This is a genomic window from Stenotrophomonas sp. RIT-551 (assembly GCF_026241915.1).
Taxonomy (GTDB): Bacteria; Pseudomonadota; Gammaproteobacteria; order Xanthomonadales; family Xanthomonadaceae; genus Stenotrophomonas; species Stenotrophomonas bentonitica_A.
The window spans coordinates 15,389-40,282 of sequence record NZ_JAPJIU010000004.1; the positions used below are offsets into that span (position 1 = coordinate 15,389).

General features: G+C 63.1%; 20 protein-coding genes. 4 read left to right on the forward strand and 16 right to left on the reverse strand.

Features of this window, described 5'->3' with window-relative positions; genetic code table 11:
* Both ORK51_RS06300 and lpdA read left to right on the forward strand, forming a co-directional pair.
* On the forward strand, positions 1-1,344 hold the full coding sequence (locus tag ORK51_RS06300) for a dihydrolipoamide acetyltransferase family protein (protein ID WP_266084560.1): 1,344 nt from the start codon (positions 1-3) through the stop codon (positions 1,342-1,344).
* Positions 1,345-1,347: 3 nt separating this feature from the next.
* Complete coding sequence (lpdA, locus tag ORK51_RS06305; RefSeq protein WP_266084561.1) at positions 1,348-2,754, forward strand: dihydrolipoyl dehydrogenase; 1,407 nt, start codon at positions 1,348-1,350, stop codon at positions 2,752-2,754.
* A 157-nt stretch (positions 2,755-2,911) separates the two neighbouring features.
* Here lpdA and ORK51_RS06310 read toward each other — a convergent pair whose 3' ends face one another.
* Entirely contained in the window at positions 2,912-3,793 is an 882-nt protein-coding gene (locus tag ORK51_RS06310) for a type 1 glutamine amidotransferase domain-containing protein (RefSeq protein ID WP_266084562.1), read from the reverse strand.
* Positions 3,794-3,889: 96 nt separating this feature from the next.
* Between ORK51_RS06310 and ORK51_RS06315 the strand changes: the two genes are divergently transcribed.
* Positions 3,890-4,807, forward strand: coding sequence for a LysR family transcriptional regulator (locus ORK51_RS06315; RefSeq protein WP_266084563.1), 918 nt, complete (start codon positions 3,890-3,892; stop codon positions 4,805-4,807).
* A gap of 813 nt (positions 4,808-5,620) precedes the next feature.
* Here ORK51_RS06315 and ORK51_RS06320 read toward each other — a convergent pair.
* The 15 genes from ORK51_RS06320 to ndk all read right to left on the reverse strand — a co-directional run bounded on the left by ORK51_RS06320 (position 5,621) and on the right by ndk (position 23,871).
* Entirely contained in the window at positions 5,621-7,468 is a 1,848-nt protein-coding gene (locus tag ORK51_RS06320) for a DUF3732 domain-containing protein (RefSeq protein WP_266084564.1), read from the reverse strand.
* On the reverse strand, positions 7,465-7,905 hold the full coding sequence (locus ORK51_RS06325) for a three component ABC system middle component (protein ID WP_266084565.1): 441 nt from the start codon (positions 7,903-7,905) through the stop codon (positions 7,465-7,467). Before ORK51_RS06325 ends, ORK51_RS06320 begins: the two co-directional genes overlap by 4 nt.
* Positions 7,902-9,116, reverse strand: coding sequence for an ABC-three component system protein (locus tag ORK51_RS06330; protein ID WP_266084566.1), 1,215 nt, complete (start codon positions 9,114-9,116; stop codon positions 7,902-7,904). Before ORK51_RS06330 ends, ORK51_RS06325 begins: the two co-directional genes overlap by 4 nt.
* A gap of 412 nt (positions 9,117-9,528) precedes the next feature.
* A complete protein-coding gene (gene guaA, locus ORK51_RS06335; protein ID WP_266084567.1) occupies positions 9,529-11,094 on the reverse strand; it encodes a glutamine-hydrolyzing GMP synthase in 1,566 nt (521 codons plus the stop codon).
* A 111-nt stretch (positions 11,095-11,205) separates the two neighbouring features.
* On the reverse strand, positions 11,206-12,663 hold the full coding sequence (gene guaB, locus ORK51_RS06340) for an IMP dehydrogenase (protein ID WP_046273777.1): 1,458 nt from the start codon (positions 12,661-12,663) through the stop codon (positions 11,206-11,208).
* 322 nt (positions 12,664-12,985) lie between these two features.
* Positions 12,986-13,867 (reverse strand): bifunctional methylenetetrahydrofolate dehydrogenase/methenyltetrahydrofolate cyclohydrolase FolD, encoded by an 882-nt coding sequence (gene folD, locus ORK51_RS06345; protein ID WP_019183081.1) that lies wholly within the window; start codon positions 13,865-13,867, stop codon positions 12,986-12,988.
* A gap of 80 nt (positions 13,868-13,947) precedes the next feature.
* Complete coding sequence (locus ORK51_RS06350) at positions 13,948-15,774, reverse strand: monovalent cation:proton antiporter-2 (CPA2) family protein (RefSeq protein WP_266084568.1); 1,827 nt, start codon at positions 15,772-15,774, stop codon at positions 13,948-13,950.
* Positions 15,775-16,039: 265 nt separating this feature from the next.
* A complete protein-coding gene (gene moeB, locus ORK51_RS06355; RefSeq protein ID WP_266084569.1) occupies positions 16,040-17,188 on the reverse strand; it encodes a molybdopterin-synthase adenylyltransferase MoeB in 1,149 nt (382 codons plus the stop codon).
* A 74-nt stretch (positions 17,189-17,262) separates the two neighbouring features.
* Entirely contained in the window at positions 17,263-18,654 is a 1,392-nt protein-coding gene (der, locus tag ORK51_RS06360; RefSeq protein ID WP_019183084.1) for a ribosome biogenesis GTPase Der, read from the reverse strand.
* A 12-nt stretch (positions 18,655-18,666) separates the two neighbouring features.
* Complete coding sequence (bamB, locus tag ORK51_RS06365) at positions 18,667-19,875, reverse strand: outer membrane protein assembly factor BamB (RefSeq protein WP_070427202.1); 1,209 nt, start codon at positions 19,873-19,875, stop codon at positions 18,667-18,669.
* Entirely contained in the window at positions 19,875-20,513 is a 639-nt protein-coding gene (locus tag ORK51_RS06370) for a YfgM family protein (RefSeq protein WP_019183086.1), read from the reverse strand. Before ORK51_RS06370 ends, bamB begins: the two co-directional genes overlap by 1 nt.
* A 59-nt stretch (positions 20,514-20,572) precedes the next feature.
* A complete protein-coding gene (locus tag ORK51_RS06375; RefSeq protein WP_070427201.1) occupies positions 20,573-21,436 on the reverse strand; it encodes a RodZ domain-containing protein in 864 nt (287 codons plus the stop codon).
* A gap of 6 nt (positions 21,437-21,442) precedes the next feature.
* A complete protein-coding gene (pilW, locus tag ORK51_RS06380) occupies positions 21,443-22,243 on the reverse strand; it encodes a type IV pilus biogenesis/stability protein PilW (RefSeq protein ID WP_070427200.1) in 801 nt (266 codons plus the stop codon).
* Positions 22,230-23,435, reverse strand: coding sequence for a dual-specificity RNA methyltransferase RlmN (gene rlmN, locus ORK51_RS06385; protein WP_019183089.1), 1,206 nt, complete (start codon positions 23,433-23,435; stop codon positions 22,230-22,232). Before rlmN ends, pilW begins: the two co-directional genes overlap by 14 nt.
* Before the next feature lie 10 nt (positions 23,436-23,445).
* Positions 23,446-23,871, reverse strand: coding sequence for a nucleoside-diphosphate kinase (gene ndk / locus ORK51_RS06390; protein WP_008265389.1), 426 nt, complete (start codon positions 23,869-23,871; stop codon positions 23,446-23,448).
* Positions 23,872-24,192: 321 nt separating this feature from the next.
* Here ndk and ORK51_RS06395 point away from each other — a divergent pair, with 321 nt between their 5' ends.
* Positions 24,193-24,855 (forward strand): TetR/AcrR family transcriptional regulator, encoded by a 663-nt coding sequence (locus tag ORK51_RS06395; RefSeq protein ID WP_019183090.1) that lies wholly within the window; start codon positions 24,193-24,195, stop codon positions 24,853-24,855.
* Positions 24,856-24,894: the final 39 nt, after the last annotated feature.

The following is a 24,894-nucleotide window of genomic DNA, read 5'->3' on the forward strand; positions in this document are numbered from 1 at the left end:
ATGGGACATCACGTCATCAAGATGCCGGACATCGGTGAAGGTATCGCCGAAGTCGAACTGATCACCTGGAAGGTCGAGGTCGGTGGCCCGGTCGCCGAAGACCAGGTCGTGGCCGAGGTCATGACCGACAAGGCCATGGTCGAGATCCCCTCGCCCGTGGCTGGCACCGTGGTCTCGCTGGGCGGCAAGCCCGGCCAGATGATGGCCGTGGGCAGCGAGCTGATCCGCCTGGAAGTGGAAGGCGCCGGCAATGCCAGCGCCGCCAGTGCGCCGGCCGCCGCCGCGCCGGCCGAACCGGTTGCTGCACCCAAGGCGGTTGCGACTGCTGCTGCACCTGCGGCAGCCGTTGAAGCCGCACCGGCTGCAGCGCCCGTGAAAGCCACGGCTGCCTCCGCACCCGCCCCTGCCGCCATGCAGGACGCGCGCGGCGCGGTCACCAACGGCGTGCTCAACGCCGGTGAAGCCCCGCTGGCGTCACCGGCCGTGCGCCGCCGCGCCTGGGACCTGGGGATCGAGCTGCGCTACGTGCCGGCTACCGGCCCGGGTGGTCGCATCCTGCAGGCCGACCTGGATGCCTACGCCGCCGCCGGTGGCAAGGCGCAGCCGGTCGGTGGCAGTGCCGGTGGCAGCAGCTACGCGCGCCGTACCGGCGAGCAGCAGGTGCCGATCATGGGCCTGCGCCGCAAGATCGCGCAGAAGATGCAGCAGTCGTGGTCGACCATTCCGCACATCACCTATGTGGAAGAAATCGACGTCACGGAAGTGGAAGCGCTGCGCGCCAAGCTCAACGAGCGCTGGGCCAAGGAGCGCGGCAAGCTGACCCTGCTGCCGCTGCTGGCACGCGCCGTGGTGCTGGCCGCACGCGACTTCCCGCAGATGAACGCCCGGTTTGATGACCAGGCCAACATCGTGACCCGCTATGAAGGCGTGCAGCTGGGCATCGCGACCCAGAGCGAGGTCGGCCTGTCCGTGCCGGTGGTCGCGCATGCCGAGTCGCTGGACCTTTGGCAGACCGCCACCGAGATCGCGCGCCTGGCCAATGCCGTGCGCGTGGGCAAGGCAACGCGTGAGGAGCTTTCCGGCTCGACCATCACCATCAGCAGCCTCGGTGCCGTTGGCGGTGTGGTGTCGACCCCGATCATCAATCATCCGGAAGTGGCGATCGTCGGTGTGAACCGCATCATCGAACGCCCGATGTTCCGCGAGGGCCAGGTCGTGGCCCGCAAGCTGATGAATCTGTCGTCCTCGTTCGACCATCGCATCGTCGATGGCATGGATGCGGCCGAGTTCGTGCAGGCCATTCGTACGCGCCTGGAAACCCCGGCCCTGCTGTTCGTGGAGTAAGCGATGTCCAATACCCTTCAAACCCAGCTGCTGATCATCGGCGGCGGTCCCGGCGGTTACATCGCCGGCATCCGCGCCGGCCAGCTCGGCGTCAAGACCATCGTGGTCGAGGGCGTCAATCCGGGTGGCACCTGCCTCAACATCGGCTGCATTCCGTCCAAGGCGTTGATCCATGCCGCCGAGGAATTCGCCAAGGTCACCGCCTATGCGGCGGGCACCTCGCCGCTGGGCATCAGCGTGCAGGCCCCTTCGCTGGACCTGGCCAAAACCGTGGCGTGGAAGGCCGGCATCGTCAAGAAGCTCACCGGTGGCGTCAGCGCACTGCTGAAGAAGAACGGCGCGCAGCTGATCAAGGGCTGGGCCACGATCGTCGACGGCAAGACCGTCGAGATCGCCGGCGCCGCCGAAGACGGCGGCACGCTGCGCATCTCCTGCGAGCACCTGCTGCTGGCCACCGGCTCGGTGCCGGTGGAACTGCCGTTCCTGCCGTTTGGTGGCAAGGTCATCTCCTCCACCGAGGCCCTCTCGCCGACCTCGCTGCCGAAGCAGCTGATCGTCGTCGGTGGCGGTTACATCGGCTTGGAGCTGGGCACGGTGTACCGCAAGCTGGGCTGCGAAGTGACGGTGGTCGAGGCCCAGGATCGCATCCTGCCGGCCTACGACGCCGAGCTGACCAAGCCGGTCGCCACGCACCTGGAGAAGTCCGGCGTGAAGCTGCTGACCGGGCACAGCGTGCTCGGCCTGGCCGACAACGGCCAGCTGCGCGTGCGCGACAAGGACGGTAACGAGATCGCGCTGGACGCCGACCAGATCCTGGTCGCGGTCGGCCGTCGCCCGAAGACCGACGGCTTCAACCTCGAATCACTGCAGCTGGATCTGACCGGCAAGGCGATCAAGATCGACGACCAGTGCAGGACCTCGATGCGCAACGTGTGGGCCATCGGCGATGTCGCCGGTGAGCCGATGCTCGCGCACCGTGCGATGGCACAGGGCGAACTGGTGGCCGAGATCGTCAGCGGCAAGAAGCGCCACTTCGTGCCCGCCGCGATTCCGGCGGTGTGCTTCACCGACCCGGAAATCGTGGTGGTCGGGCTGTCGCCGGACGAAGCCAAGGCACAGGGCATCGAGACCAAGGTCGCGCTGTTCCCGTTCGCGGCCAATGGCCGTGCGATGTCGCTGGAATCCACCGACGGCTTCGTGCGCGTCGTCGCGCGCAGCAGCGACCACCGCATCCTCGGCTGGCAGGCCGTGGGCGTGCAGGTGTCGGAACTGTCGATCGCCTTCGTGCAGTCGATTGAGATGGGCGCCACGCTGGAAGACATCGCCGGCACGATCCACCCGCACCCGACGCTGGGTGAGGCGGTGCAGGAAGCGGCGCTGCGTGCGTTGGGGCATGCGTTGCATATCTGAGGCAGGTCTGTAGGTCCGAGCCATGCTCGGACGCCCTGGCAGGCACGCAAAAAAACAAACGGCCCGCATTGCGGGCCGTTTGTTGTTGGCGGCAAACGCTGCGGCACGCGCGTGTACCGGCCTGTGCCACATGGCGCGATGATCGGCCGCCAGGCTGCTACTTCTGGTGTCTGCTGGAATCCAGCGCCGAGTTCTTTTCCATCTTCAACCGCTCAACCAACCGCTGCCCCACCTCCAGCGCCGACGCGGGGTTCTGCCCGGTGATCAGCTCGCGATCCACCACCACATGCCCCGTCCACGGCGTGGCATTTCTGCTGAATTTCGCACCCACCCGCTGCAGCGCGGTCTGCGGGTAGAACTTCATCTCGCCGCCGCCCAGCAGCGGCTTGGCCTGCTCTTCTTCCTGGTTGCTGATCACCGTCATCTGGTAGCCGCTGTAGATCCACTTCGGCGTGGCCGGCATCGCACCCGCGTCCAGCTTCGCCACGAAACCCGCCGCATCCGGCAGCGTGGACAGCAGCGCGATCGGCCCGTGGCAGACCAGCGCGGTGGTCTTGTTGCGCTGGTGGAAGTAGGCCAGCAACCGGCCCAAGGCCGGACTCTTCAGCAGGTCCTGCATCGGCGCGTGGCCACCGGGAACGTAGACTGCATCGAAACGCGCGTAACCCTGCTGCTCCACGCGTGCCAGGCTGACCACCGGCGAGGCCGTCGGTGAAGTCAACGCCAGCTTCTCCAGCAGGTCTTTATGCAGCGTCAGCTGCGCGGCATCATTGCCGAAGTACGCCGGCGTCACCGAGGACGCATCCACCGTCGGCGCCCGCCCCTGCGGCGTGGCGAAGGTCACCTCGTGGCCCGCATCCAACAGCAGCTTGACCGGCTGCATCAGCTCATTGAGATAGAAGCCGGTGGACAGCACCTTGCCGTCCTTCAGGTCCAGGTGGTTTTCGTCGGACAGCACCACCAGCACGTTGGCGGCATGCGCGCCGCTGGCGGCCAGGGTCAGGGCCAGCGCTGCGGCCAGCCGGGTCATCAGGTTCATGAGGAGCTCCTATCGGGGAATGGCGACCACTTTATTCATCGCCGCAGCGGCGATAAATTGGCCCCATCGCAAAACATCTGTTCCCCGGAGAGCCAAATGAGCCGCAAGTTCGACTACCTGGGCGATGTGGAGGTGTTCCTGGCGGTGGTCGAGCACGGCTCGTTCACGGCTGGCGCGGTGGCGCTGTCTACCACGCCCTCGGTGCTGAGCCGCGCGGTTACCCGCCTGGAAGCGCGGCTGGGCCGCCAGCTGCTGCAGCGGACCACCCGCCGCGTGGGCCTGACCGACGCCGGACGGCTCTATCTGGAACACGTGCGCACTGCCTTCGGCCTGCTGGACGACGCCGAGCGCGACGTGCAGGGCCAGGACGGCGCGCTGGCCGGCCGCGTGCGCCTGAGCGTGCCCACCACCTATGGCCACTACCGGCTGCCGCCGGTGCTGGCGCGCTTTGCGCAGCAGTACCCCCAAGTGCAGGTGGAACTGAACATCACCAACCGCAACGTGGACCTGGTGGCCGAAGGCTTCGACCTGGCTATCCGTCTGGGCCAGCTGCCAGACAGTGGGCTGGTGGCGCGCAAACTGGAAGACGCACCGCTGCTGCTGGTGGCCGCGCCGGACTACCTGCAACGCCGCGGCACGCCGCAGACGCTGGACGATCTGCAGCAACACCTGTGCCTGCCCTTCGTGATGCCACGTACCGGGCGGCTTGCGCCGTGGATCTTCCGCGACAGCGGGCGCGACGTGGACTGGCTGCCGCGTTCGTCCATCGAGACCTCCGACGATGTGCTGGGCGTGGTGTCGCTGGCCGAACAGGGCGTCGGCATCTGCCAGAGCTATGAATTCATCGTGCGGGAGCGGTTGCAGCGTGGGCAGCTGGTGGAAGTGCTGCCGCAACTGCGGGGAAGATCGCGGCCGTTCTCGGTGATCTATGCGCCGCATCGGCGGCAGTCGGCCGCGGCTCGGGCGATGATTGGGCTGTTGCTGGGAAATGCGGGTGAGAATCGCGTCGGCTGAGGAGTCCGACGCTCGCCTAGGATGTCGGGTAAAGCCCGGTCTTCAGGCTATGCGGATGATTGGGAACAGTTGCTTGCAGGCGCGAATCACGACGTGTTGCGAGTAACTCCAATGTGCTAACCGCGTGCAGCGCGGCAATTCCGCAATCTTGATCCACCCTTAACACAGTAGCTACGGGAAAGCCTTTGCTGGCGTCGCGTGTTGAACAGAGGGTGGGTGCAACAAAAGCTATATAACCCCGAACTCCGCAATTCATTCTCGAAAATCTATTAACATTCAGAGCAAAAGCGTGAAAACCACGGCATGCAAGCGGCGAAGAGGCCGGTAGTCAAATCTGGAGACAGGCAGCTGTTCCGGCTTGCCCGGCGGCACCATCTCTAACCGATGCCAGCGGACAATCCGTGGCGCTCTATCGCAGGCGGCGCGTAGGGATCCTTGGACCCGCCGATTACTAAAGATTTGACGCATGGGCTGCAGCCACGCATCTCCATCCACAGGCGGATCCGTGGTTGTGAGGGGACCGACGAACTGCCTTGGCAGAAGATCGACGTGTCATCGGGCGGGAATTTTAGTTTGGCAAGGACCGAGCTAGCATTGGTGGATCTGGCCTAGGTGCCGGAGATGCCGCTCTCGGCAACCACTGCCTGATGGCAGCGAAGCCGGAGCGGCCTCTGGATGAGGATGAGGCTGAATAATTGTTTCTAGCCTTTCAACACCTTGAAGTTAGTGCACTCAATCAAACTCGGCCAATCCCGAAGAATCAATGGGATGAATTACGCCAGCACTTCCAGACCATCCGTGCTAAACACAAATTTACGCGAGCCAAGATCTCGGAATCAATGCTTCACCACCGCGGAACTCGGGAAGCAAGTGTACATGCTCCATCCCCTGAAATGTAGCTCGGGGAACATGCTCAAAAACTATCATCTGGAACTGAGCAGAATACTCCCTATTCATCTTTCCAATAAAATCACTCAGCAACTCAAAAGCTATCGAAACCTTCTCACTATCGCTATTATCTAGTGCGACGCCGTCCATCGCGCCCTCATCAGGATAGTATGGCCTACTCGGCTGATCAATAATCAGGAACCTTGGGACAAAAGGCGAGCCATGGCTAACTGCCACTGCATGAAGCGCAAGAAATTGCAGCAGATGCAAGAACATGTGATTTGAACTACTCCCGACGTTCTCAATCAGACTAGTCTTTGGCTTCCTGAGTCTAAGCCTTTTCTCCTTGTAGGAGAAATCCGTCTGGTATCTTGAATAATTCGCAAGGGCGCCACCGGTCTCGGCAAGAAAGTCCTGCGCAATCTCGTTGATCATCGAAACAACGGATGCTCTTGTTTCATCTACATCACGAACGTTGATCGAGTCAATCTCGCTACGCAGTTGATCAACGGATGACTGAAGATGAGTTGTGTGGACCTTTTGACCCGAATCAAATACACGAAGCCGCCCCCTTGTTTCGCCCACGAACAGCCATTTATCGCGTTCCGAATCGAATGATTTAGGCTCCTCAGGCAGCTTTTCTAGCTCACGGCGAAGCTCGACTTGCTTAGCCGTCAGTGCATCAATGATCGATCCCACCTGGCCGTCCACGGGCTGTTTCTTTCCAGTGGATCGCCTTATCTCCAAAAGATCGACCTTCAAACTCGCCATCAAATCGTCGAACACTTCAGACTTAATCAATAACGGTGCATTTTTGATTAGATGATCGACAGGAAGCAAGCTGTCTTCCGCTGAGCTCAGCGCCCGCTTGTACTCTCTATAGTCAGCCGAGAACTGTCGCAGCTGTCGAAGCCTCTTATCAACCGAGAACGACTCGGCAGTGATCTCTGCGCGACGCCCCATCGCCTTCCCCGTATCAACTGAGGCAGCGAGCTCGATTGCATCTCGTACAGCTTCGCGTGAAATGTTCTTGGCGCTTGAATCAAATATGCCATATTCGGCAGCTCGCGAAGCTATGCTGCGTATTTCATCATCGAAGTCATCCTGCCCATCGCGAAGCCGCGTTTCTATACGCGACGCCTTTGCAAGCTCCCTTGCAAGAGCATCGCGTCGCTCTCGAGCAGCCATATTCCCAAGATCGTCAATTCCGAGAGCCATATCGAATATGCGAGGGAGTGCTTCCCGGTAGCGATCCTCAGACTGCTTATCAAAAAAAACCTTGCTATTAGTGATGATGTCTTCAGATATGGTGTTGAACATAAAGAAATATCTGAACGAAACCTTGGATCCTGCCTTTATCGCTCCACCCCCGAAAGGAACGACAACATTCTCATCAATGCTAAATTCACTCTCAATTATCTTCCTGATATCATCCTCGCGCGCATTTGACACAGGCACATCGGGGAGGTCGCCGATCGAAGAGAAATAGTAATCCGAAGAAACTTTGTTCCCCTCCGGACTTCTCCTGGCTAATGCGTACACTTTTTCGTTGACATAGAAAACAACCCCATACCATGCAACGCTTTCATTTATCACGCTATCCGGCAATTTATGTGTACTTGCCAAAAAACAGTAGTCAATGATATCCAGAAGAGCACTCTTGCCAGTGTGACTCTCGCCGGAAATTACGTTAACCATGTTTCTCTTAAAATCAAGGGAGCGGCGCTCGCCATTCCTTGACCAGAGCACAATTTTATCGAAACCAAAATTCATAGCTTCACCCTGAAATTTAGATACAGCTCTTCAGCTGATGAATTCAAAAGAGCAGAAATATGGCCCGATGCTTTCGCGATGCGAGCTGCTCGATCACCAAGTTCAGGACCAGTTTTCAGGGAAGCCACTAGCTTGACGACCCCATCAAACTCCACATAGCCGGCCGCGACAAGCCATTGAATTGCATTGACCGACGTCACGAGGCTACTGAAGTATCTCTCGTTGAAGTTCGCGAACAAATCTGGACGCACTGCGACGAGGCCGGACACCTCACGGAATGCCACATTCGATCGCCCCAGGTACCGAACGGTTGAGTCGTGCATTACCAGTGGCATGATAAGAATCGCCTTGGCGAGGGTCAATTCTTTGGAATGAGATAGCACGGATAGGATTGACGCGGCACATATCGCTGGATTGTTATAGGCGGATCCAATCACTTAGCCACCTCTGCCCAGTCCCTGTGCCAACCTATCTTTCCAATATCAGAAAGATAGTAGAGCTCACCGTTACTTAGCTTTACGTCAAGCACGCTTTCATTTATTGAAAAGCGCTCCCTTCTCAGTCGCCTTAGTATATTTACCGCGCAGTCGACAACATCCTCTATGGAGTCGCACTGACCGAATGCCCCATGGAATTCATTGTCCCAGCTTGTATAGACTGAATCATGAAACTGAGCAACATCTTCACCAACCAGATCTCCCGCCTGAACCCACTTTTCCAAGTTTGTTGAAAGACGAATTTTTTGACCGGTGTATTCTATTGCCCGTTCTTTATCGGAAGAATTTAACGCGCCAATTTCAACCAGCCGGGCGACAAACACCTGATTAAACACATCAGACGGGACTACGGGCTCAAAGTTGTACTGCACCAATTTCCCGTTCCGGGCATCCTCAAATATCTTTCGGTACCTTGTAATAAATTCATCAAACGAAATTACAGAAAATCCACCACTCTTCACTGCGATAAAGTTATCACTTCGTACCTGAGAATCGAGACGCTCAAAAACCTGGTCAACCTTACGCTCTGCAATTATTTTTTCATGAATTGATCTTTTAACCATCCCTATAATATCGTCAGCACCCAGCTCAAACCTAATATTCGCAAAAAATCGCCATCGAACATTAACATCAAGCTTGAGGACTGAAGATATATATGCAGCGATCTTTTCGTCCTTTGTTTTTTTATGAAGCTGCACCAGATGAACATCTACATCGTTAAATTCAGCAAAATCTTGACTAGCCACGAGTTTTTTTACGAATTCATTTGTCTTGCTCTCGGATTTGTTAGAGACAAGATGAAATTCCGTTTTCGCGACGAACGACAGTTGCTCCTTGACTTCTCCACGCCCGTCTGCCCCGTCCGAGATTACTTTGGACCAGTTGTAGAAAGTCTTCCACAAATCCCCGTCCAGCTCGGTGAGCGCTATTGGGCTTCCGCCGGAGTTGGTCTGAACCGTATGCTTTAGCTGATAAAGCACATTAAAGTCCGCGTCCAGCTCAGTGTGGACATCGTCCTTTACCTCAAGGCCAACAGATTGACCCTTACCAAGGTTCAGAATTCTGTATAAAAAGTAGTAGTGTTGATAGTCAAAGCCGATGCTTGTATCTGCAGCACTGGTCTTTTCTGTAAAGGATTTTTCTTCCGTCATGCGTCCTTCCTTTGCACCGCATTCCCAATTCACTACTTAGTCGCCTGCGGCCCGAGCCGTCAGATTTTTGACGGATCGAAACGTGATAACGAAGCGTCGGTCTGGATCATACTGCGGCAAGTCGGGCACAGGGAACCTCATTCGGGAACGATGTCATCGCGTCGTTCAAAGCTTCACAATGACCAATGCTCTGCGCAGTTTCTAATTGACTTCCTACGTCACGGGTAGCGACTGCTGGGGATTTCTTTCTCAACTCCACGCCCAAAAGTAGACACTAGCGAGTATCGGCATTCGAAGTGCGCATTGAGGGACCTCATCTATAGGCGCCCAAGAACAGCAGGTAGAGCCAGAACAGAGTTGAAGGTCCACTCACAAACAACAAGGGCGCCTCTCGGCGCCCTCATTCTTCAACTCATTCCCACTCGATCGTCGCCGGCGGCTTCCCAGAGATGTCATAGACAACCCTTGAAACCCCGCGCAGCTCATTGATGATCCGGTTGCTCACCGTACCCAGGAACTCATACGGCAGATGCGCCCAATGCGCGGTCATGAAATCAATCGTCTCCACCGCCCGCAGCGCAATCACCCACTCATAAGCCCGCGCATCACCCACCACGCCCACCGACTTCACCGGCAGGAACACGGCAAACGCCTGGCTGGTCTTGTCGTACAGGTCCGCCTTGCGCAGCTCATCAATGAAGATGGCATCGGCCTTGGCCAGCAGCTCGGCGTACTCGCGCTTCACTTCGCCCAGGATGCGCACGCCCAGGCCCGGGCCCGGGAACGGATGGCGGTAGACCATGCTGCGCGGCAGGCCGAGTTCGACGCCGAGGCGGCGCACTTCGTCCTTGAACAGCTCGCGCAGCGGCTCCACCAGACCCAGTTTCATGTGCTCCGGCAGGCCGCCCACGTTGTGGTGGCTCTTGATCACGTGGGCCTTGCCGGTCTTGCTGCCGGCCGACTCGATCACGTCCGGGTAAATGGTGCCCTGCGCCAGCCACTTGGCGTTCTTCAGCTTGTTGGACTCTTCATCGAAGATGTCCACGAACAGGTTGCCGATGATCTTGCGCTTGGCTTCCGGATCGCTCACGCCTTCCAGCTTGGCGAAGTAGCGGTCGGCGGCGTTGACGCGGATCACCTTGACGCCCATGTGCTCGGCGAACATCGCCATCACCTGGTCGCCTTCCTGCCAGCGCAGCAGGCCGGTGTCGACGAACACGCAGGTCAGCTTGTCGCCGATCGCCTTGTGCAGCAGCGCGGCCACCACGGACGAATCGACGCCACCGGAGAGGCCCAGGATCACTTCGTCATCGCCGACCTGCTCGCGCACGCGGGCGATCTGGTCGTCGATGATGTTGGCGGCGGTCCACAGGGTTTCGCAGCCGCACACGTCCACCACGAAGCGGCGCAGCAGCGCCTGGCCCTGCAGGGTGTGGGTCACTTCCGGGTGGAACTGCACGCCGTACCAGCGCTTCTCTTCGTTGGCCATCGCGGCCACCGGGATGCGATCGGTCACGGCGGTGACGGTGAAGCCCGGGGGCGCGACGGAGACGTGGTCGCCGTGGCTCATCCAGACGTTCAACTTCGGCTCGCCGCCGTGGTCGCTCAGGCCCTTGAACAGCGCATCGGGGTTGATCACGTTCACTTCGGCGTGGCCGAATTCGCGCTGGTCGGCCGCTTCGGTGGCACCACCGAGCTGGGCGGCCAGGGTCTGCATGCCGTAGCAGATGCCGAAGATCGGCAGGCCGCTGTCGAACACTTCCTGCGGTGCGGCAGGCGCGCCCGGCAGCGTAGTCGATTCCGGGCCACCGGACAGGATGATGCCCTTGGCGCCGAACGCGGCGATGTCGGCCGGGTTGTGGTCCCATGCCCAGATCTCGCAGTACACGCCGAGCTCGCGGATGCGGCGCGCGATCAGCTGGGTGTACTGGGCGCCGAAATCGAGGATGAGGATCTTGTCGTTATGGATGTTGGTCATGGTGCCCGGGCAATGCAGGAGTAAATACGGGAAACACAGCGTCGTTACCGGCGGCGGATAGAGAAAGAGGAACGGGAATCAGCTTCCTCGTTCCTCTTTGCTCATGCCGCATCAGGCGCGGTAGTTCGGCGGCTCTTTGGTGATCTGCACGTCGTGGACGTGGCTCTCACGTTGGCCGGCGCCGCTGATCTTGACGAACTTCGGCTTGGTGCGCATGTCATCGACGGTGCCGCAGCCCACGTAGCCCATGGTGGCGCGCAGGCCGCCCATCAGCTGGTGGATGATGCCGCCGACCGGGCCGCGATACGGCACGCGGCCTTCGATGCCTTCGGGCACCAGCTTGTCGGCGCTGGAGGCGTCCTGGAAGTAGCGGTCCTTGGACCCCTTCTCCATCGCGGCCAGCGAGCCCATGCCGCGGTAGCTCTTGTAGGAGCGGCCCTGGAACAGCTCGGTCTCGCCGGGCGATTCCTCGGTACCGGCCAGCAGGCCACCGATCATGATGGTGGAGGCACCGGCGGCGAGCGCCTTGCCGATGTCGCCCGAGTAACGGATGCCACCGTCGGCGATCAGCGGGATGCGGTCCTGCAGCGCTTCGGCGACCAGGTCGATCGCGGTGATCTGCGGCACGCCGACACCGGCGACGACGCGCGTGGTGCAGATCGAGCCCGGGCCGATGCCGACCTTGACCGCGTCCGCACCGCTGTCCAGCAGCGCCAGTGCGGCTTCACCGGTGCAGATGTTGCCACCGACGACCTGCACCTGCGGGAAGTGCTTCTTGACCCAGCTGACGCGGTCCAGCACGCCCTGCGAATGGCCGTGCGCGGTGTCCACCACCAGCACGTCCACCCCGGCGGCGACCAGCGCCTCGACCCGGCGGTCGGTATCGCCACCGACGCCGACGGCCGCGCCGACCAGCAGGCGGGTGGCGGTGTCCTTGGCGGCGTTCGGGTAATCGGTGTTCTTCTGGATGTCCTTGACGGTGATCAGGCCGCGCAGGGCGAAATCATCGTTGACGACCAGGATCTTCTCGATGCGGTTGCGGTGCAGCAGCTGCAGCACTTCATCGGAGGCCGCGCCTTCCTTGACCGTGATCAGGCGATCCTTCTTGGTCATGATGTGGCGGACCGGATCGTCCAGCTCGGTCTCGAAGCGCATGTCACGGTGGGTGACGATGCCGACCAGCTGGCCGCCGCCGTCCACCACCGGCACGCCGGAGATGTTGCGCGCCTGGGTCAGGGCCAGCACGTCGCGGATGGTGGTTTCCGGGCCGACGGTGATCGGGTCGCGGATGACGCCGGCCTCGAACTTCTTGACCTTGGCGACTTCGGCAGCCTGCTGCTCGACGCTCAGATTCTTGTGGATGATGCCCATGCCGCCGAGCTGGGCCATGGCGATGGCCAGGCGGGCTTCGGTAACGGTATCCATGGCAGCCGAAAGGATCGGAAGCTTCAGCCGCAGGTCGCGCGTCAGGCGCGTTTCCAGACTGACATCCTTGGGCAGGATGATGGAATGAGCGGGGACGAGGGAGACGTCGTCGTAGGTGAGAGCTTCAGCCTGGATGCGCAGCATCGGCATACCCGAGATGTGGGGAAGCGCGACATTTTACCCTGATTCGGGCGTCTTTGGCAGGGGTCAGATGCGACGCTGTGTCGCGCCGACGGGCGGGGGGTAGAGCCGACCGTTGGTCGGCTGCCTCCGCCGGCACCGCCTGAAACGGTAGAGCCGACCGTTGGTCGGCTGCCTCTGGATCGATCTGCCACTGCGCCGAGAGCAGCCGACCAACGGTCGGCTCTACCAGGGGCAGCAGGCCAGGACCGCAGAGGCGGCAGGTGTCGGTGGGCCCGGGATCGCGGCCGCAGCCTGCGCCGGCCAGCGGCCGGCACTACCCGGGTCAGAACGCTTCTGCTGCCTCAATCGTGTTCTGCATCAGGGTGGCCACGGTCATCGGCCCTACCCCGCCCGGGACCGGGGTGATCCAGCTGGCGCGCTGGGCGGCGGCCTCGAAGCCGACGTCGCCGACCAGGCGGCCATCATCCAGGCGGTTGATGCCCACGTCGATCACCACGGCGCCCGGCTTGACCCATTCACCCGGGACGATGCCCGGGCGGCCCACCGCGACCACCAGGATGTCGGCGTTGCGCACCGACTGCTCCAGCACGTCCTTGGGGGTGAACTTGTGGCAGCTGGTGACGGTGCAGCCGGCAATCAGCAGCTCCAGCCCCATCGGGCGGCCGACGTGGTTGCTGACGCCGACGATGGTGGCGTTGCGGCCACGCACCGGCTGATCGGTGTGGCCCAGCAGGGTCACGATGCCGCGCGGGGTGCACGGGCGCAGGCCAAACTCACGCAGGGCCAGATGGCCGACGTTTTCCGGGTGGAAGCCGTCCACGTCCTTGCGCGGGTCGATCCGGTGGATCAGGCGGTTGGCGTCGGGGATGCCCGGCAGCGGCAGCTGGACCAGGATGCCGTGGATCTTGGGATCGGCGTTGAGCTGGTCGATCAGGGTCAGCAGCTCGGCCTCGGTGGTGCCGGCCGGCAGGTCGTAATCGAAGGCTTCGATGCCCACTTTCTCGGCCGCGCGGCGCTTGTTGCGCACGTACACGGTCGAGGCTGGGTCGCCACCCACCAGCACCACGGCCAGGCCCGGACGGCTGCCACCGGCAGCCAGGCGGGCATCGACCCGGACCTTGAGGCTGTCCAGCAGGTCTTCGGCAATGCGGCGGCCGTCGAGAATGCGGGCGGAAGAGACGGTGTCGGGGGTCGGTGAGCTCATCGAGGGCGGCAGGCGTGGGGGGCGACGGTCGGCTATTGTCCCTGATTCGGCCCGCCCCGCCCACCGGTAGTGCCGGCGCCTCATTCTTCTTCGGGCACCTGGTCGGCGTTGAGCGTGCGCGCCTTGCGCTTGGGCGCGGTGAACGGCGTGGGCGTCGGCACGCCCGGCAACGCGCTGCCGAACACCATGTGCGCGCCGGCACGCAGGTCGCCGCCCGCCATCTCCAGCTCGAAGCGCTCCGCATCCCGTTCGCGGATCTGCTCGGCGATCTCGCGCGCATCATCCGGATCCGCGCCCAGCTCCATCAGCGCGGCTTGGCCGAACTGCAGGGCCGATTCGAAGGTCTCGCGGATCTGGAAGTCCACGCCGGCATGGATCAGGCGCAGCGAATGTTCGCGATCGAACGAGCGCACCAGCAGCTTGGCCTGGGGGAACTCGTGGGTGACCAGTTCGACGATGCGATCGGCATCCTGGTCGTTGTTGACGCACACCGCGATCGCACGCGCGGACCCCGCGCCAGACGCATGCAGCACATCCAGGCGGGTGCCGTCGCCGTAGTAGATCTTGAATCCGAAGCGCTCGGCGTTATGGATCATGTCCACGTCGTTGTCGATGATGGTCACATCCACATCGCGCGCCAGCAGCGACTGGCTCGCCACCTGGCCGAAACGACCGAAGCCGATCAGCAGCACGCTGCCGGACAGGCCTTCGGCTTCTTCAACGCCATCGAGCGAGACTTCGCGATCCGGCATGAGCTTGTCGTGCAGCAGCACGAACAGCGGCGTCAGCGCCATCGAGAGCACGACGATCGCGGTGAGGTTGGCGTTGACCTGCACGTCAATCACGCCGGCTACCGCCGCGGCCGAGAACAGCACGAACGCGAACTCACCACCCTGCGCCATCACCACGCCGCGGTCCAGCGCCTGCCGATGATCACTGCCGAGGATCCGCGCGACTACGTAGATGCAGACCGCCTTGGCCAGCATCAGCGCGAACACGCCGGAGACGATCAGCGGCCAGTTGTTGGCGACCACGGTGAGGTCCAGCGCCATCCCGACGCTGAGGAAGAACAGGCCGAGCAGGATGCCGCGGAACGGCTCGATGTCCGCTTCGATCTGATGGCGGAAGGTGGACTCGCTGAGCAGCACGCCCGCGAGGAACGCGCCCATCGCCATCGACAAGCCGCCCAGCTGCATCAGCAGCGCAGCGCCGAGTACGACCAGAAGCGCAGCCGCCGTCATCACTTCGCGCGCCTTGGCGGCAGCAAGGATGCGGAACAGCGGATTGAGCAGGAAGCGGCCGACCAGCACCAGGCCGACGATCGCACCGGCGGCGATACCCACGGTGACCCAGCGCGAGCTCTCGCCCGCATCGCTGTGCACCGGCGCCATGAACGCGACCACGGCCAGCAGTGGCACGATCAGCAGATCTTCGAACAGCAGGATCGAGACGATCTTCTGGCCGGTCGGCAGCGCGATGTCACCGCGCTCGGCGAGCAACTGCATCACCACCGCGGTGGAGGTCAACACGAAACCGGCCGCGCCGATGAAGGCCACCGGCAACGGGAAACCGAGCAGCATGCACACGCCGGTCAGCACCGTGCCGCAGACCACGATCTGCAGTGTGCCCAGCCCGAAGATCTCGTTGCGCAGGCTCCACAGATGCGAGGGCCGCATCTCAAGGCCGATCACGAACAGGAACATCACCACGCCGAGCTCGGCGGTATGCAGGATGGCCTGCGGATCGGAGAACCACCCGAACCCGAACGGGCCGATGGCCAGCCCGGCGGCGAAATAACCCAGCACCGAGCCCAGCCCAAGCCGGCGGAACAGCGGCACCATGACCACGGCCGCACCCAGCAGCGCCACTACTTTCACCAGTTCACTGGCACCTGCTTCCACCGCCATGCGGTTGCTTCCCCGGACTACACAAGATGGGTCAACGATAGGGCAAAGCGCGGAAGGGCAATAGCGCGGATGATGCGTTTAATCGTACTGAATTCAGAACGATATCGAACCTGGATGCCAGATCGTCCCGAAATCGCGACCGAACCCAGCGGCAGAGCCACGCCATGCGTGGCTGCGCTGAGCTGGCGGCCCCTCGCCAACGGCATCCACGCAGGGCGTGGATCTACGTGGACCCTGGCGAACCGCAGCCACGCATGGCGTGGATCTACGCGGCCCCTCCGCCGCTGCAGAAGGCGGCGTAATCGATGTACCCGGGGAACGCGCGCCCGGGCGCGCACAACGGGCAACCCGGGTCGGGCCGCAGCCGCGTCTCGCGGAAGCGCATGCCCAGCGCGTCAAAGGTGAGCAGGCGCCCGATCAGCGGCTCGCCGATGCCGAGCAGCAGCTTGAGCACTTCGGTGGCCTGCAGCAGGCCGACCATGCCCGGCAACACGCCCAGAACGCCCGCCTCCGAGCAGTTGGGCGCGAACTCCGGCGGCGGCGGCTCGGGGAACAGGCAGCGGTAGCACGGCGCGGTGCCGCGCTGGCGGCCAGCGTCGAAGACGCTGACCTGGCCAGTGAACCGCTCCACCGCGCCATACACCAGCGGAATGCCGTGCTGCAGGCAGGCATCGTTGAGCAGGTAGCGCAGCGGGAAATTGTCCGAACCATCCAGGACCACGTCGACACCCTCCAGCAGCGCATCGATGTTGTCCGAGGTGACCCGCGCCTGCACGGCCTCCACGTCCAGCGAGGGATTGAGCGCGAGCAGGCGTGCGCGCGCCGAGAGCACCTTGGGCTCGCCGACGCTGGCATCGGTGTGGATGATCTGCCGATGCAGGTTGCTGCGGTCCACCACGTCGTCATCGGCGATGCGCAGGTGCCCTACCCCGGCCGCGGCCAGGTAGAAGCTCGCCGGTGCACCCAGGCCGCCCGCGCCGAGCACCAGCACGCGCGAAGCGAGCAGCGTCTTCTGGCCTTCGATACCGACCTGCGGCAACAGCAGATGACGCGAGTAACGTTCGTTGAAGTCGCGCTCGGCATCGCTCTGCATCGGCTGCACCAACGGCAGCCCGTCAGCGCGCCACGCGGACGTGCCGCCGTGGACGGAGGCGACATGCGTGTAGCCCAGGTCCGACAGGAAAACCGCGGCCTCCATCGAACGCCTGCCGCTCTGACAGATCAGGACGACCTCGCGGTCGGCTGCCGGCAGGTGGGTGTCTGGCTCGGCCTGGAGATCGCCCTTGGCGATGCCGAGCGCGCCTTCGGCCATGCCGGTGGCACGTTCGTGCGCCTCGCGGATGTCGATCAGCAGCGCGCCATGGGCGAGGCGTTCGCGGGCCTGCGCCGGAGTGAGTTCGGGGATCGTGCTCATGCGGAGGATTATCGCGCACGGGCGCGCCGGCAGCCCAAATGAGAAGAGCCGGCTTGCGCCGGCTCTTTTCTGCATCACTTGCCCTTGACGTGCTTGATCAAGCGCCGCTTGCGCTTGAGCTGCCGTTCGGTGAGCACGTTCTTCTTGCCTTCGTACGGGTTCACACCCTCGCGGAAGATGAACTGCACGGGCGTGCCGACCAGCTTGAAGCGCTTGCGGAAGAAGTTCTCCAGATAGCGCTTGTACGACTCCGGCAGGTCTTTCAGACGGGTGCCGTGGACGATGAAGGTCGGCGGGTTGGAACCGCCCGGATGCACGTAGCGCAGCTTGGACACGTGACCACGGATCGCCGGCGGCGGGTTGGTCTCGTAGGCCGTTTCCAGCGCCTTGTTGACTTCGCTGGTGCTGAATTCGTGCGTCGCCGAGGCGTGCGCAGCATGGATGCAGCGGAACAGCTCACGCAGGCCCGAGCCGTGCTTGGCCGAGATGCGCACCACTTCCGCCCACGGCACGAAGCCGAGCTTGCGCGACACCAGGGCTTCAGCCTGCTCGCGCTGGTAATCGGTCAGGCCATCCCACTTGTTGATCGCCACCACCAGCGCACGGCCGGCATCGAGCACCGCCCCGAGCACGCTGGCGTCCTGATCGGTCACGCCTTCGGAGGCATCCAGCATCAGCACCGCGACCTGGCACTGCTCGATGGCCTGCAGGGTCTTGATGACGCTGAACTTCTCGACCACTTCCTCGACGCGCGCCTTGCGACGCAGGCCGGCGGTATCGATCAGGCGGTACTCACGCCCGTCGCGCTCCATGTCCACCGCGATCGAATCACGGGTGGTACCGGGCACTTCGGAGGCGATCATGCGCTCCTCGCCGAGCAGACGATTGACCAGCGTCGACTTGCCCACGTTAGGGCGGCCGACGAAGGCGATGCGAATGCGGTTCGGATCGGTGTCCAGGGTCTCGGTGGTGCCCTCTTCCGGCAACCGCTCCACGACCTCGTCCAGCAGATCATCCAGGCCCTGACGGTGCGCGGCCGAGACGGTCAGCATTTCGCCGAAGCCGTAACGGGCAAATTCCGAACGCACGGTGTCTTCGTTCATGCCGTCGATCTTGTTGATCAGCAGCAGGGTCGGACGGGCCAGCTTGCGCAGCCAGGACAGGATCTCGTCGTCCATCGGGCCCTCACGGGCATCGACCACGAACAGGATCAGGTCCGCCTCGGCGGCGGCGGCGCGGGCCTGGCGGGCGGTAGCGCCGGCCAGACCTTCTTCTTCACCGGCGATACCGCCGGTATCGACCACCAGGAACGGGTGGTCTTCATCAAGACGACAAACACCGTAATTACGGTCCCGGGTCACGCCGGGCTGGTCATGGACCAGCGCGTCGCGCGTACGGGTAAACGCATTGAACAGCGTGGACTTGCCGACATTCGGCCGTCCAACCAGGGCGACCAAGGGCAGCATCGCGGTAACTCCTTATTGTGCCAACCGGAACGCGGTCAGCTTTCCATCAACGTTCTGCACCAGCAGAATCCCATCGGCAGCTACCGGCTGGGCCAGGAGGGCGTCGCCGCCACTCTTGGCGCGCGCCGCGAACTCACCGTTATCGGTCCGCAACCAGTGCAGATACCCCTTGTAATCACCGACCACAACGTAATCGCCGTGGATGACCGGACCGGTCAGCGAACGACGGGCCAGGCCCGTCTGCGACCACATGGCCGAACCGCTGGCCTTGTCCAGGCCGAACACGCCGCCCTTGTTGTCGGTGACGAACACATTGCCCGAGGTCAGGGCCACGCCACCGGCGCCGCCATGATCACGTGCCCACAGCGGACGGCCGGTCGGGCCTTCGATCGCCATGGTCTGGTTCTTGAAACTGCTGACGAACAGCGTATTGCCTTCCAGCACCGGGGCGCCGTCGATATCGGCCATGCGCTCCAGCTCGGTACGGCCTTCGCCGGTGCCGACCATCTGGTCCCACAGCGTGCGGCCGTCCTGCATGGCCAGCGCGGCGATGGAGCCGTCGTCGTTGCCGATGAACAGCACGCCCGGGCCGGTGACGACCGGCGCGTTGCCACGCACGGTCAGCGCCGGCAGCTCGCGCGGGTTGAACCAGCGCTGGGTGCCGTTCTCGGCATCCAGACCGGTCACGCGACCGTCGTTGCTGCGCACGAAGACCAAGCCCTGGCCCACGGCCGGGGCGGAGATGACTTCACCCGGCACCTTGGCACGCCACTTTTCGGTGCCGTCGGCCGCGTTCAACGCGATGACTTCACCATCCAGGGTGCCGATGACGACCAGGCCGTCACCCACGCCCGGGCCACCGGACAGACGCAGCTTGGGCTGCTTCTTGACCTTGGCCGGTTCGTAGGTCCAGATCTTCTTGCCGGTCTGCAGGTCGATGGCATGCACGCCACCGTAGATGGCGGCCGCGTAGACGCGACCATCGGCGACCACCGGGCCCTGACGGACGCCGATGCGCTTCTCACCCTTGCCGACGTTGGCCGTCCAGATCCTGTCGACCTTGGCGGTGGCATCGAACTTCACCAGCTCGGCCGGTTCCAGTGCCTTCTTGGCCGCGGCATCTTTGCCGGCGAACCAGCCCTTCATCGTGCTGCAGCCGGTCAGGGCCATGCCCAACAGGGCAACCGTGGCAACGCGCTTGATCATGACCATCTGATTCATTACACCGACTCCGCAGGATCGGTGACGGTGCCACCGGCATCCGTCAACTTGGTTTCCAGCAGGCGCCGCTGGGGCGCTGCCACGTCCAGCGTCTTGAGCGCCTTCTCATACTGCTCGCGGGCGGCATCACGCTTGCCCTGCGCCATCAGTGCATCGCCATGGATTTCCAGGCTGGCGCTGTCGGTCGCGGTACCGAGCTGCTTGATCGCATCTTCGGTCTTGCCGGTGGCCACCAGCAGGCGCGCAACGCGCTGCTCGATCACCGGCTTGAATTCGGGGTCGGCCTTGATCGCGCGCAGGGTCGCCAGCGCGTCTTCGTTCTTGCCGGCATCGACCTGGGCCTTGGCCAGCTGCAGGGCAGCCAGATCGGCGTAGATGTTGGCCTTGCCGCTTTCCAGGTCCTTCACACCCTTGGCGGCCTGCTCCAGATCCTTTTCCTCCAGGCTCTTGAGGACGATCTGGTACTGGACGTTGGCGCCGGCCAGGCTGTTGCTGTGCCGGGTCTGCCACTCTTTCCAGCCCCAGATGCCACCGATCGCGATGGCTACGCCAGCGAGGATGCTGACACCGTTCTTCCGCAGCCAGCCGCGGACGCGTTCACTTTGTTCGTGCTCGTCGAGCAGGTCGTCGATCGCCATGCGTACTCTCGCCCCGCCCATGAGGAGGAGCTATTTGAATTGGATTGGGGAAACGCGGCTCAGTGCGAAACTGGGACCACGGAGCCGTCAGAGGATACCGTAAAGCGTGCCACGTTGGCTCGCTGGTACGGCGAAAGGTCGACGATAGTGCCGGCCTGCTGAACCTCGACCGCCGATGCATTGCCCAGCACCATGCGGGCTACCTGGCCTGGCGCGAAGCTGCGGGTCTCGCCCGACTTGATCAGGGCCTTTTCGACGGTGGTGCCGTCTGGCCCGGAAATATCCACCCAGCTGTCGCCTTTGAACTGCAGGCTCAGTGCACCAGCCGGCGCTGCCGGCGCGGCGGCCGGACGCGGGACCGGGGTCAGCGACGCCAGGTACGGCGACGCCGGGGCCGACGGCTTGGCCGTCTCGGCCGTGGCCGGTGCAGCCGCCTGCGGGGCGTCACCGCCGGCCACCGGGACCGCCGCCGGGATCACATCCAGCGACGCGGTGTTCGGGGTGGTGGCGGTGCCATCGAAATGACCCCGGGTGGCGAACCAGACCGGCACGGCCAGCACCGCGGTGATGCCGACATACAGGACGCGACGGCCCAGGCTCTCGGCAATGCGGCGGGCGCGCGGGGTATGGGTATGGCTGACAAGCTGCGGCGGCACGATCGGCCCGATATGGGCCTGCTCGAGGATGTCGTCGATGTCCACCTTCAGCAGGCGGGCATAACTGCGCAGCTGGCCACGGACGAAGACCGGCGCGCCAAGGCGCTGCCACTGCTCTTCTTCAAGGGACTTCACTACCTGGACCGGCATGCGCAGCTGCTGCCCCACGGCCTCCAGGGTCAGTCCGGCCGCTTCCCGGGCCTGGCGAAGACGAGCTCCGCAACCGGCCGCAGTATCAAAAGCGTTCACAGTCTGGTCATCAATCACAATGCTTCAACCCCGGGGATTAGGTGCCGCATCCTGCGGAAATTCGTCATGAATTCGCTGCAGATAGCGACCGGATGCCACGCTGTCGCCAAGCCGCGCCTCGATTTGAGAGGCAAGTTGTAACACGGAACGTGTGGCCGGTGCAGCCGTCAAACGCCGTTGCGAAAAGGCGCGGGCCTCGAAATAACGCCCTTCGGCGTACTCATTGCGGGCCATCGACTCCAGCGCGTAGGCATTGACGGGATCTATCTCAAGCGCCCGCCGGAGGTCCCGAACCGCCCGCGCGGGCTGGCCTGCGTCCAGTGCACAGCCGCCGGCATTGGCCAGGGCGGAGGCCGGGGTGGTATAGCCCGGGGCCTGCAGCGCCCGGTCGAACCAGGCCAGCGACTCGGCCGGCTGGCCATGAGCACATAGCCAGGCACCATAATTGTTGAGAACGTCGCCGCGCTCGGGCCCCAACTCGGCCGCCTTGCCGTAGAGGCGCCCGGCCTCGGCCTCGTTGCCGCGCTGGGTGGCAATCGCCGCCAGCAGCATGTAGGCCTCGGGGCGGCGTGCATCGATCTTCATCGCGGCCCGCACCCGCTTCTCGGCGGCATCCGGGGCGCCCGCACGCAGCGATTCGCCAGCCAGGACCATCTGGTCCTGGTAGTTCACCCGCTTGCGGATCTCGGGGTTGTCGCGGGCCTCGTAGGTCGGCGCGACCTCGAGTGGACCGGACGGCGGCTTGATCCCCTGCTGTTTGCCACAGCCGGCCAATGCCAGCGCGAAGAAAACAACGGCTGGCAATCGGCGATCAGGCAGCGGCATCCCGGTTTTTCCCGTCCTGCAGCGTTTTGTTGAACTCGGCCTGGCGGCGCGTACGGTCCATCACCTGGCCCTTGAGCTGGCCACAGGCGGCATCGATATCGTCGCCACGGGTACGCCGCACCATCGTCAGCACCTGCGAATCGAGCAGGATCTTCTGGAAGGCGCGGATTTCGGTTTCGCCGGAACGCTCGTAACGCGTGCCCGGGAACGGATTGAAGGGGATCAGGTTGACCTTGCCCGAGTTCGAGGCCTGCACGGCGTTGTCGAACTGGCGCATCAACCGCGCCAGCTGGCGGGCGTGCTCGGGCTGGTCATTGATGCCCTTCATCAGGGTGTATTCGAAGGTGACCGATTCGCGGCGCTTGTTGGCGCGCAGGTAACGTGCGCACGAGGCCATCAGCTCGACGATCGGGTACTTCTTGTTGAGCGGGACCAGGGTCTCGCGCAGTGCGTCGTTGGGCGCATGCAGCGACACCGCCAGCGACACGTCGCTCTCGGTGGACAGGCGGTCGATCTGCGGCACCAGGCCGGAGGTGGACAGCGTCACGCGCTTGTTGGCCAGGCCGTAGCCCAGATCGTCGCGCATCACGCTCATGGCGCGCACGACGTTGTCGAAATTCATCAACGGCTCGCCCATGCCCATCATCACCACGTTGGTGAGACGACGCTGCTTGTGCGGGATGTTGCCCAGATGGCGCGCGGCGACCCACACCTGGCCGATGATCTCGGCGGTGGAGAGGTTGCGGTTGAAGCCCTGGGTAGCGGTCGAACAGAACGTGCAGTTCAGTGCGCAGCCGACCTGCGAAGACACGCACAGCGTGCCGCGGTTCTTGTCCGGGATGTAGACGGCCTCGATGGCGTTCTTGCCATCGGTGCCCATCGCCAGCAGCCACTTGTGGGTGCCGTCGGCGGAGGGCTTGTCGAACACGATGTTCGGAACCAGCACCTCGGCATGCTGCTTGAGCTTGGCACGCAGCGCCTTGCCGAGGTCGGTCATTTCATCGAAATCGGTGACGTAGTGATGGTGGATCCACTTCATCACCTGATGGGCACGGTAGCGCGCTTCGCCGAGTGTCTCGGCGAAGAAGCGCTCCAGACCCTCGCGATCGAGGTCGAGCAGGTTCTGCTTGGCCACAGCCGGGCCCGGAACGAGCACGGATGGGATGGCGGTTGGCTGTACGACCTCGTTCACGGCATCACTCTCAGCGCGAGACGACTTCAGTCGCGGCGAAGAAATAAGCGATTTCGATCGCGGCATTCTCAACCGAGTCCGAGCCGTGGGCGGCATTGGCATCGATGGATTCAGCGAAGTCGGCGCGGATGGTGCCTGCGGCGGCTTCCTTCGGGTTGGTGGCGCCCAGCAGGTCGCGGTGGGCCAGCACGGCGTTCTCGCCTTCCAGCGCCTGGATCATCACCGGGCCGGAGATCATGAACTCGACCAGCGCGTTGAAGAACGGACGCTCGCGGTGCACGGCGTAGAAGCCTTCGGCTTCACGGCGCGACAGCTGCTTGTACTTGGCGGCGACGACCTTCAGGCCGGCCTTTTCGAAGCGGGCGTAGATTTCACCGATGACGTTCTTGGCGACGGCGTCCGGCTTGATGATGGAAAGGGTGCGCTCCAGCGCCATGGGAATACTCCGTTGGGCGGGCCACTTGATCGGCCCGAGGTTAACATGAAAAAAACCCGCGTCAAAACGCGGGCTTAGCCTGATATACGTGCGCCAATTCTAACGTGTCCTCCCCATCTCCGGTAGTGCCACGCCATGCGTGGCAGGACTGCACCCACTGGGGTAGCTCACCCCCGTTCAGGCAATGACGACGTTGCCAGCCATGGACAGGCGCGGCAACGCGCAGATGAACGAATGCCCCTTCCTGCTGCGCCGCACAATGCGGGCGCGCAGCCACGGGTCTAATATCAAACAATCGTTTGATTGAACTGCCCTGCCCCCATGGCCAAACCTGCCCACTTCTCCACCAAGGACCGCATTCTCGGCGCCGCCGAGGAACTGTTCGCCCTGCACGGGTTCGCGGGCACCTCGCTGCGCCAGGTCACCAGCCAGGCCGATGTGAACATCGCCGCGGTCAACTATCACTTCGGGTCCAAGGAGAACCTGGTCAACGAGGTGTTCCGCCGCCGCATGGATGAAATGACCTCGGCCCGGCTGAGCCAGCTGGACAGCGCCCGCCGCGAGCACCCCGGTGAACTGCGCCCGGTGCTGGCCGCCTTCGTGGAGCCGGCCCTGGCCATGGCCCAGGACCGCCAGACCGGCGGCGCCTTCGTGCGCGTCATCGCCCGCGCTTACGCGGAGAAGAACGACAACCTGCGCAAATTCCTTTCCGACCACTACGGCCACGTCCTGCGCGACTTCGGCAAGGCGATCTCCGCCTGCGTGCCGGAGCTCAGCAAGGAGGAGCTGTACTGGCGCCTGGATTTCCTCGCCGGCTCGCTGACCTATGCCATGGCCGACTTCGGCCTGATCAAGCGACCCGCCGGTGTCACCGAAGCGGCGCATCGTGCCCATGCCGCCCAGGAACTGATTCATTTCGCCGAAGCCGGATTCCGCGCCAGCGCGGCCTCGAGCGCTTCGACGTCCTCCCTTTCCACCCCGTAGAGCCGGGCGCTGACCGGCTTCCAGACAACAAAGGCTTAT

What these genes read in the sequence shown, in the direction of transcription:
- ORK51_RS06300 (WP_266084560.1), top strand. Translation starts at nt 1, where the DNA reads ATGGGACATCACGTCATCAAGATGCCGGACATCGGTGAAGGTATCGCC.
- lpdA (WP_266084561.1), top strand. Translation starts at nt 1,348, where the DNA reads ATGTCCAATACCCTTCAAACCCAGCTGCTGATCATCGGCGGCGGTCCC.
- ORK51_RS06310 (WP_266084562.1), bottom strand. Translation starts at nt 3,793, where the DNA reads ATGAACCTGATGACCCGGCTGGCCGCAGCGCTGGCCCTGACCCTGGCC.
- ORK51_RS06315 (WP_266084563.1), top strand. Translation starts at nt 3,890, where the DNA reads ATGAGCCGCAAGTTCGACTACCTGGGCGATGTGGAGGTGTTCCTGGCG.
- ORK51_RS06320 (WP_266084564.1), bottom strand. Translation starts at nt 7,468, where the DNA reads ATGAATTTTGGTTTCGATAAAATTGTGCTCTGGTCAAGGAATGGCGAG.
- ORK51_RS06330 (WP_266084566.1), bottom strand. Translation starts at nt 9,116, where the DNA reads ATGACGGAAGAAAAATCCTTTACAGAAAAGACCAGTGCTGCAGATACA.
- guaA (WP_266084567.1), bottom strand. Translation starts at nt 11,094, where the DNA reads ATGACCAACATCCATAACGACAAGATCCTCATCCTCGATTTCGGCGCC.
- guaB (WP_046273777.1), bottom strand. Translation starts at nt 12,663, where the DNA reads ATGCTGCGCATCCAGGCTGAAGCTCTCACCTACGACGACGTCTCCCTC.
- folD (WP_019183081.1), bottom strand. Translation starts at nt 13,867, where the DNA reads ATGAGCTCACCGACCCCCGACACCGTCTCTTCCGCCCGCATTCTCGAC.
- ORK51_RS06350 (WP_266084568.1), bottom strand. Translation starts at nt 15,774, where the DNA reads ATGGCGGTGGAAGCAGGTGCCAGTGAACTGGTGAAAGTAGTGGCGCTG.
- moeB (WP_266084569.1), bottom strand. Translation starts at nt 17,188, where the DNA reads ATGAGCACGATCCCCGAACTCACTCCGGCGCAGGCCCGCGAACGCCTC.
- der (WP_019183084.1), bottom strand. Translation starts at nt 18,654, where the DNA reads ATGCTGCCCTTGGTCGCCCTGGTTGGACGGCCGAATGTCGGCAAGTCC.
- bamB (WP_070427202.1), bottom strand. Translation starts at nt 19,875, where the DNA reads ATGAATCAGATGGTCATGATCAAGCGCGTTGCCACGGTTGCCCTGTTG.
- ORK51_RS06370 (WP_019183086.1), bottom strand. Translation starts at nt 20,513, where the DNA reads ATGGCGATCGACGACCTGCTCGACGAGCACGAACAAAGTGAACGCGTC.
- pilW (WP_070427200.1), bottom strand. Translation starts at nt 22,243, where the DNA reads ATGCCGCTGCCTGATCGCCGATTGCCAGCCGTTGTTTTCTTCGCGCTG.
- ndk (WP_008265389.1), bottom strand. Translation starts at nt 23,871, where the DNA reads ATGGCGCTGGAGCGCACCCTTTCCATCATCAAGCCGGACGCCGTCGCC.
- ORK51_RS06395 (WP_019183090.1), top strand. Translation starts at nt 24,193, where the DNA reads ATGGCCAAACCTGCCCACTTCTCCACCAAGGACCGCATTCTCGGCGCC.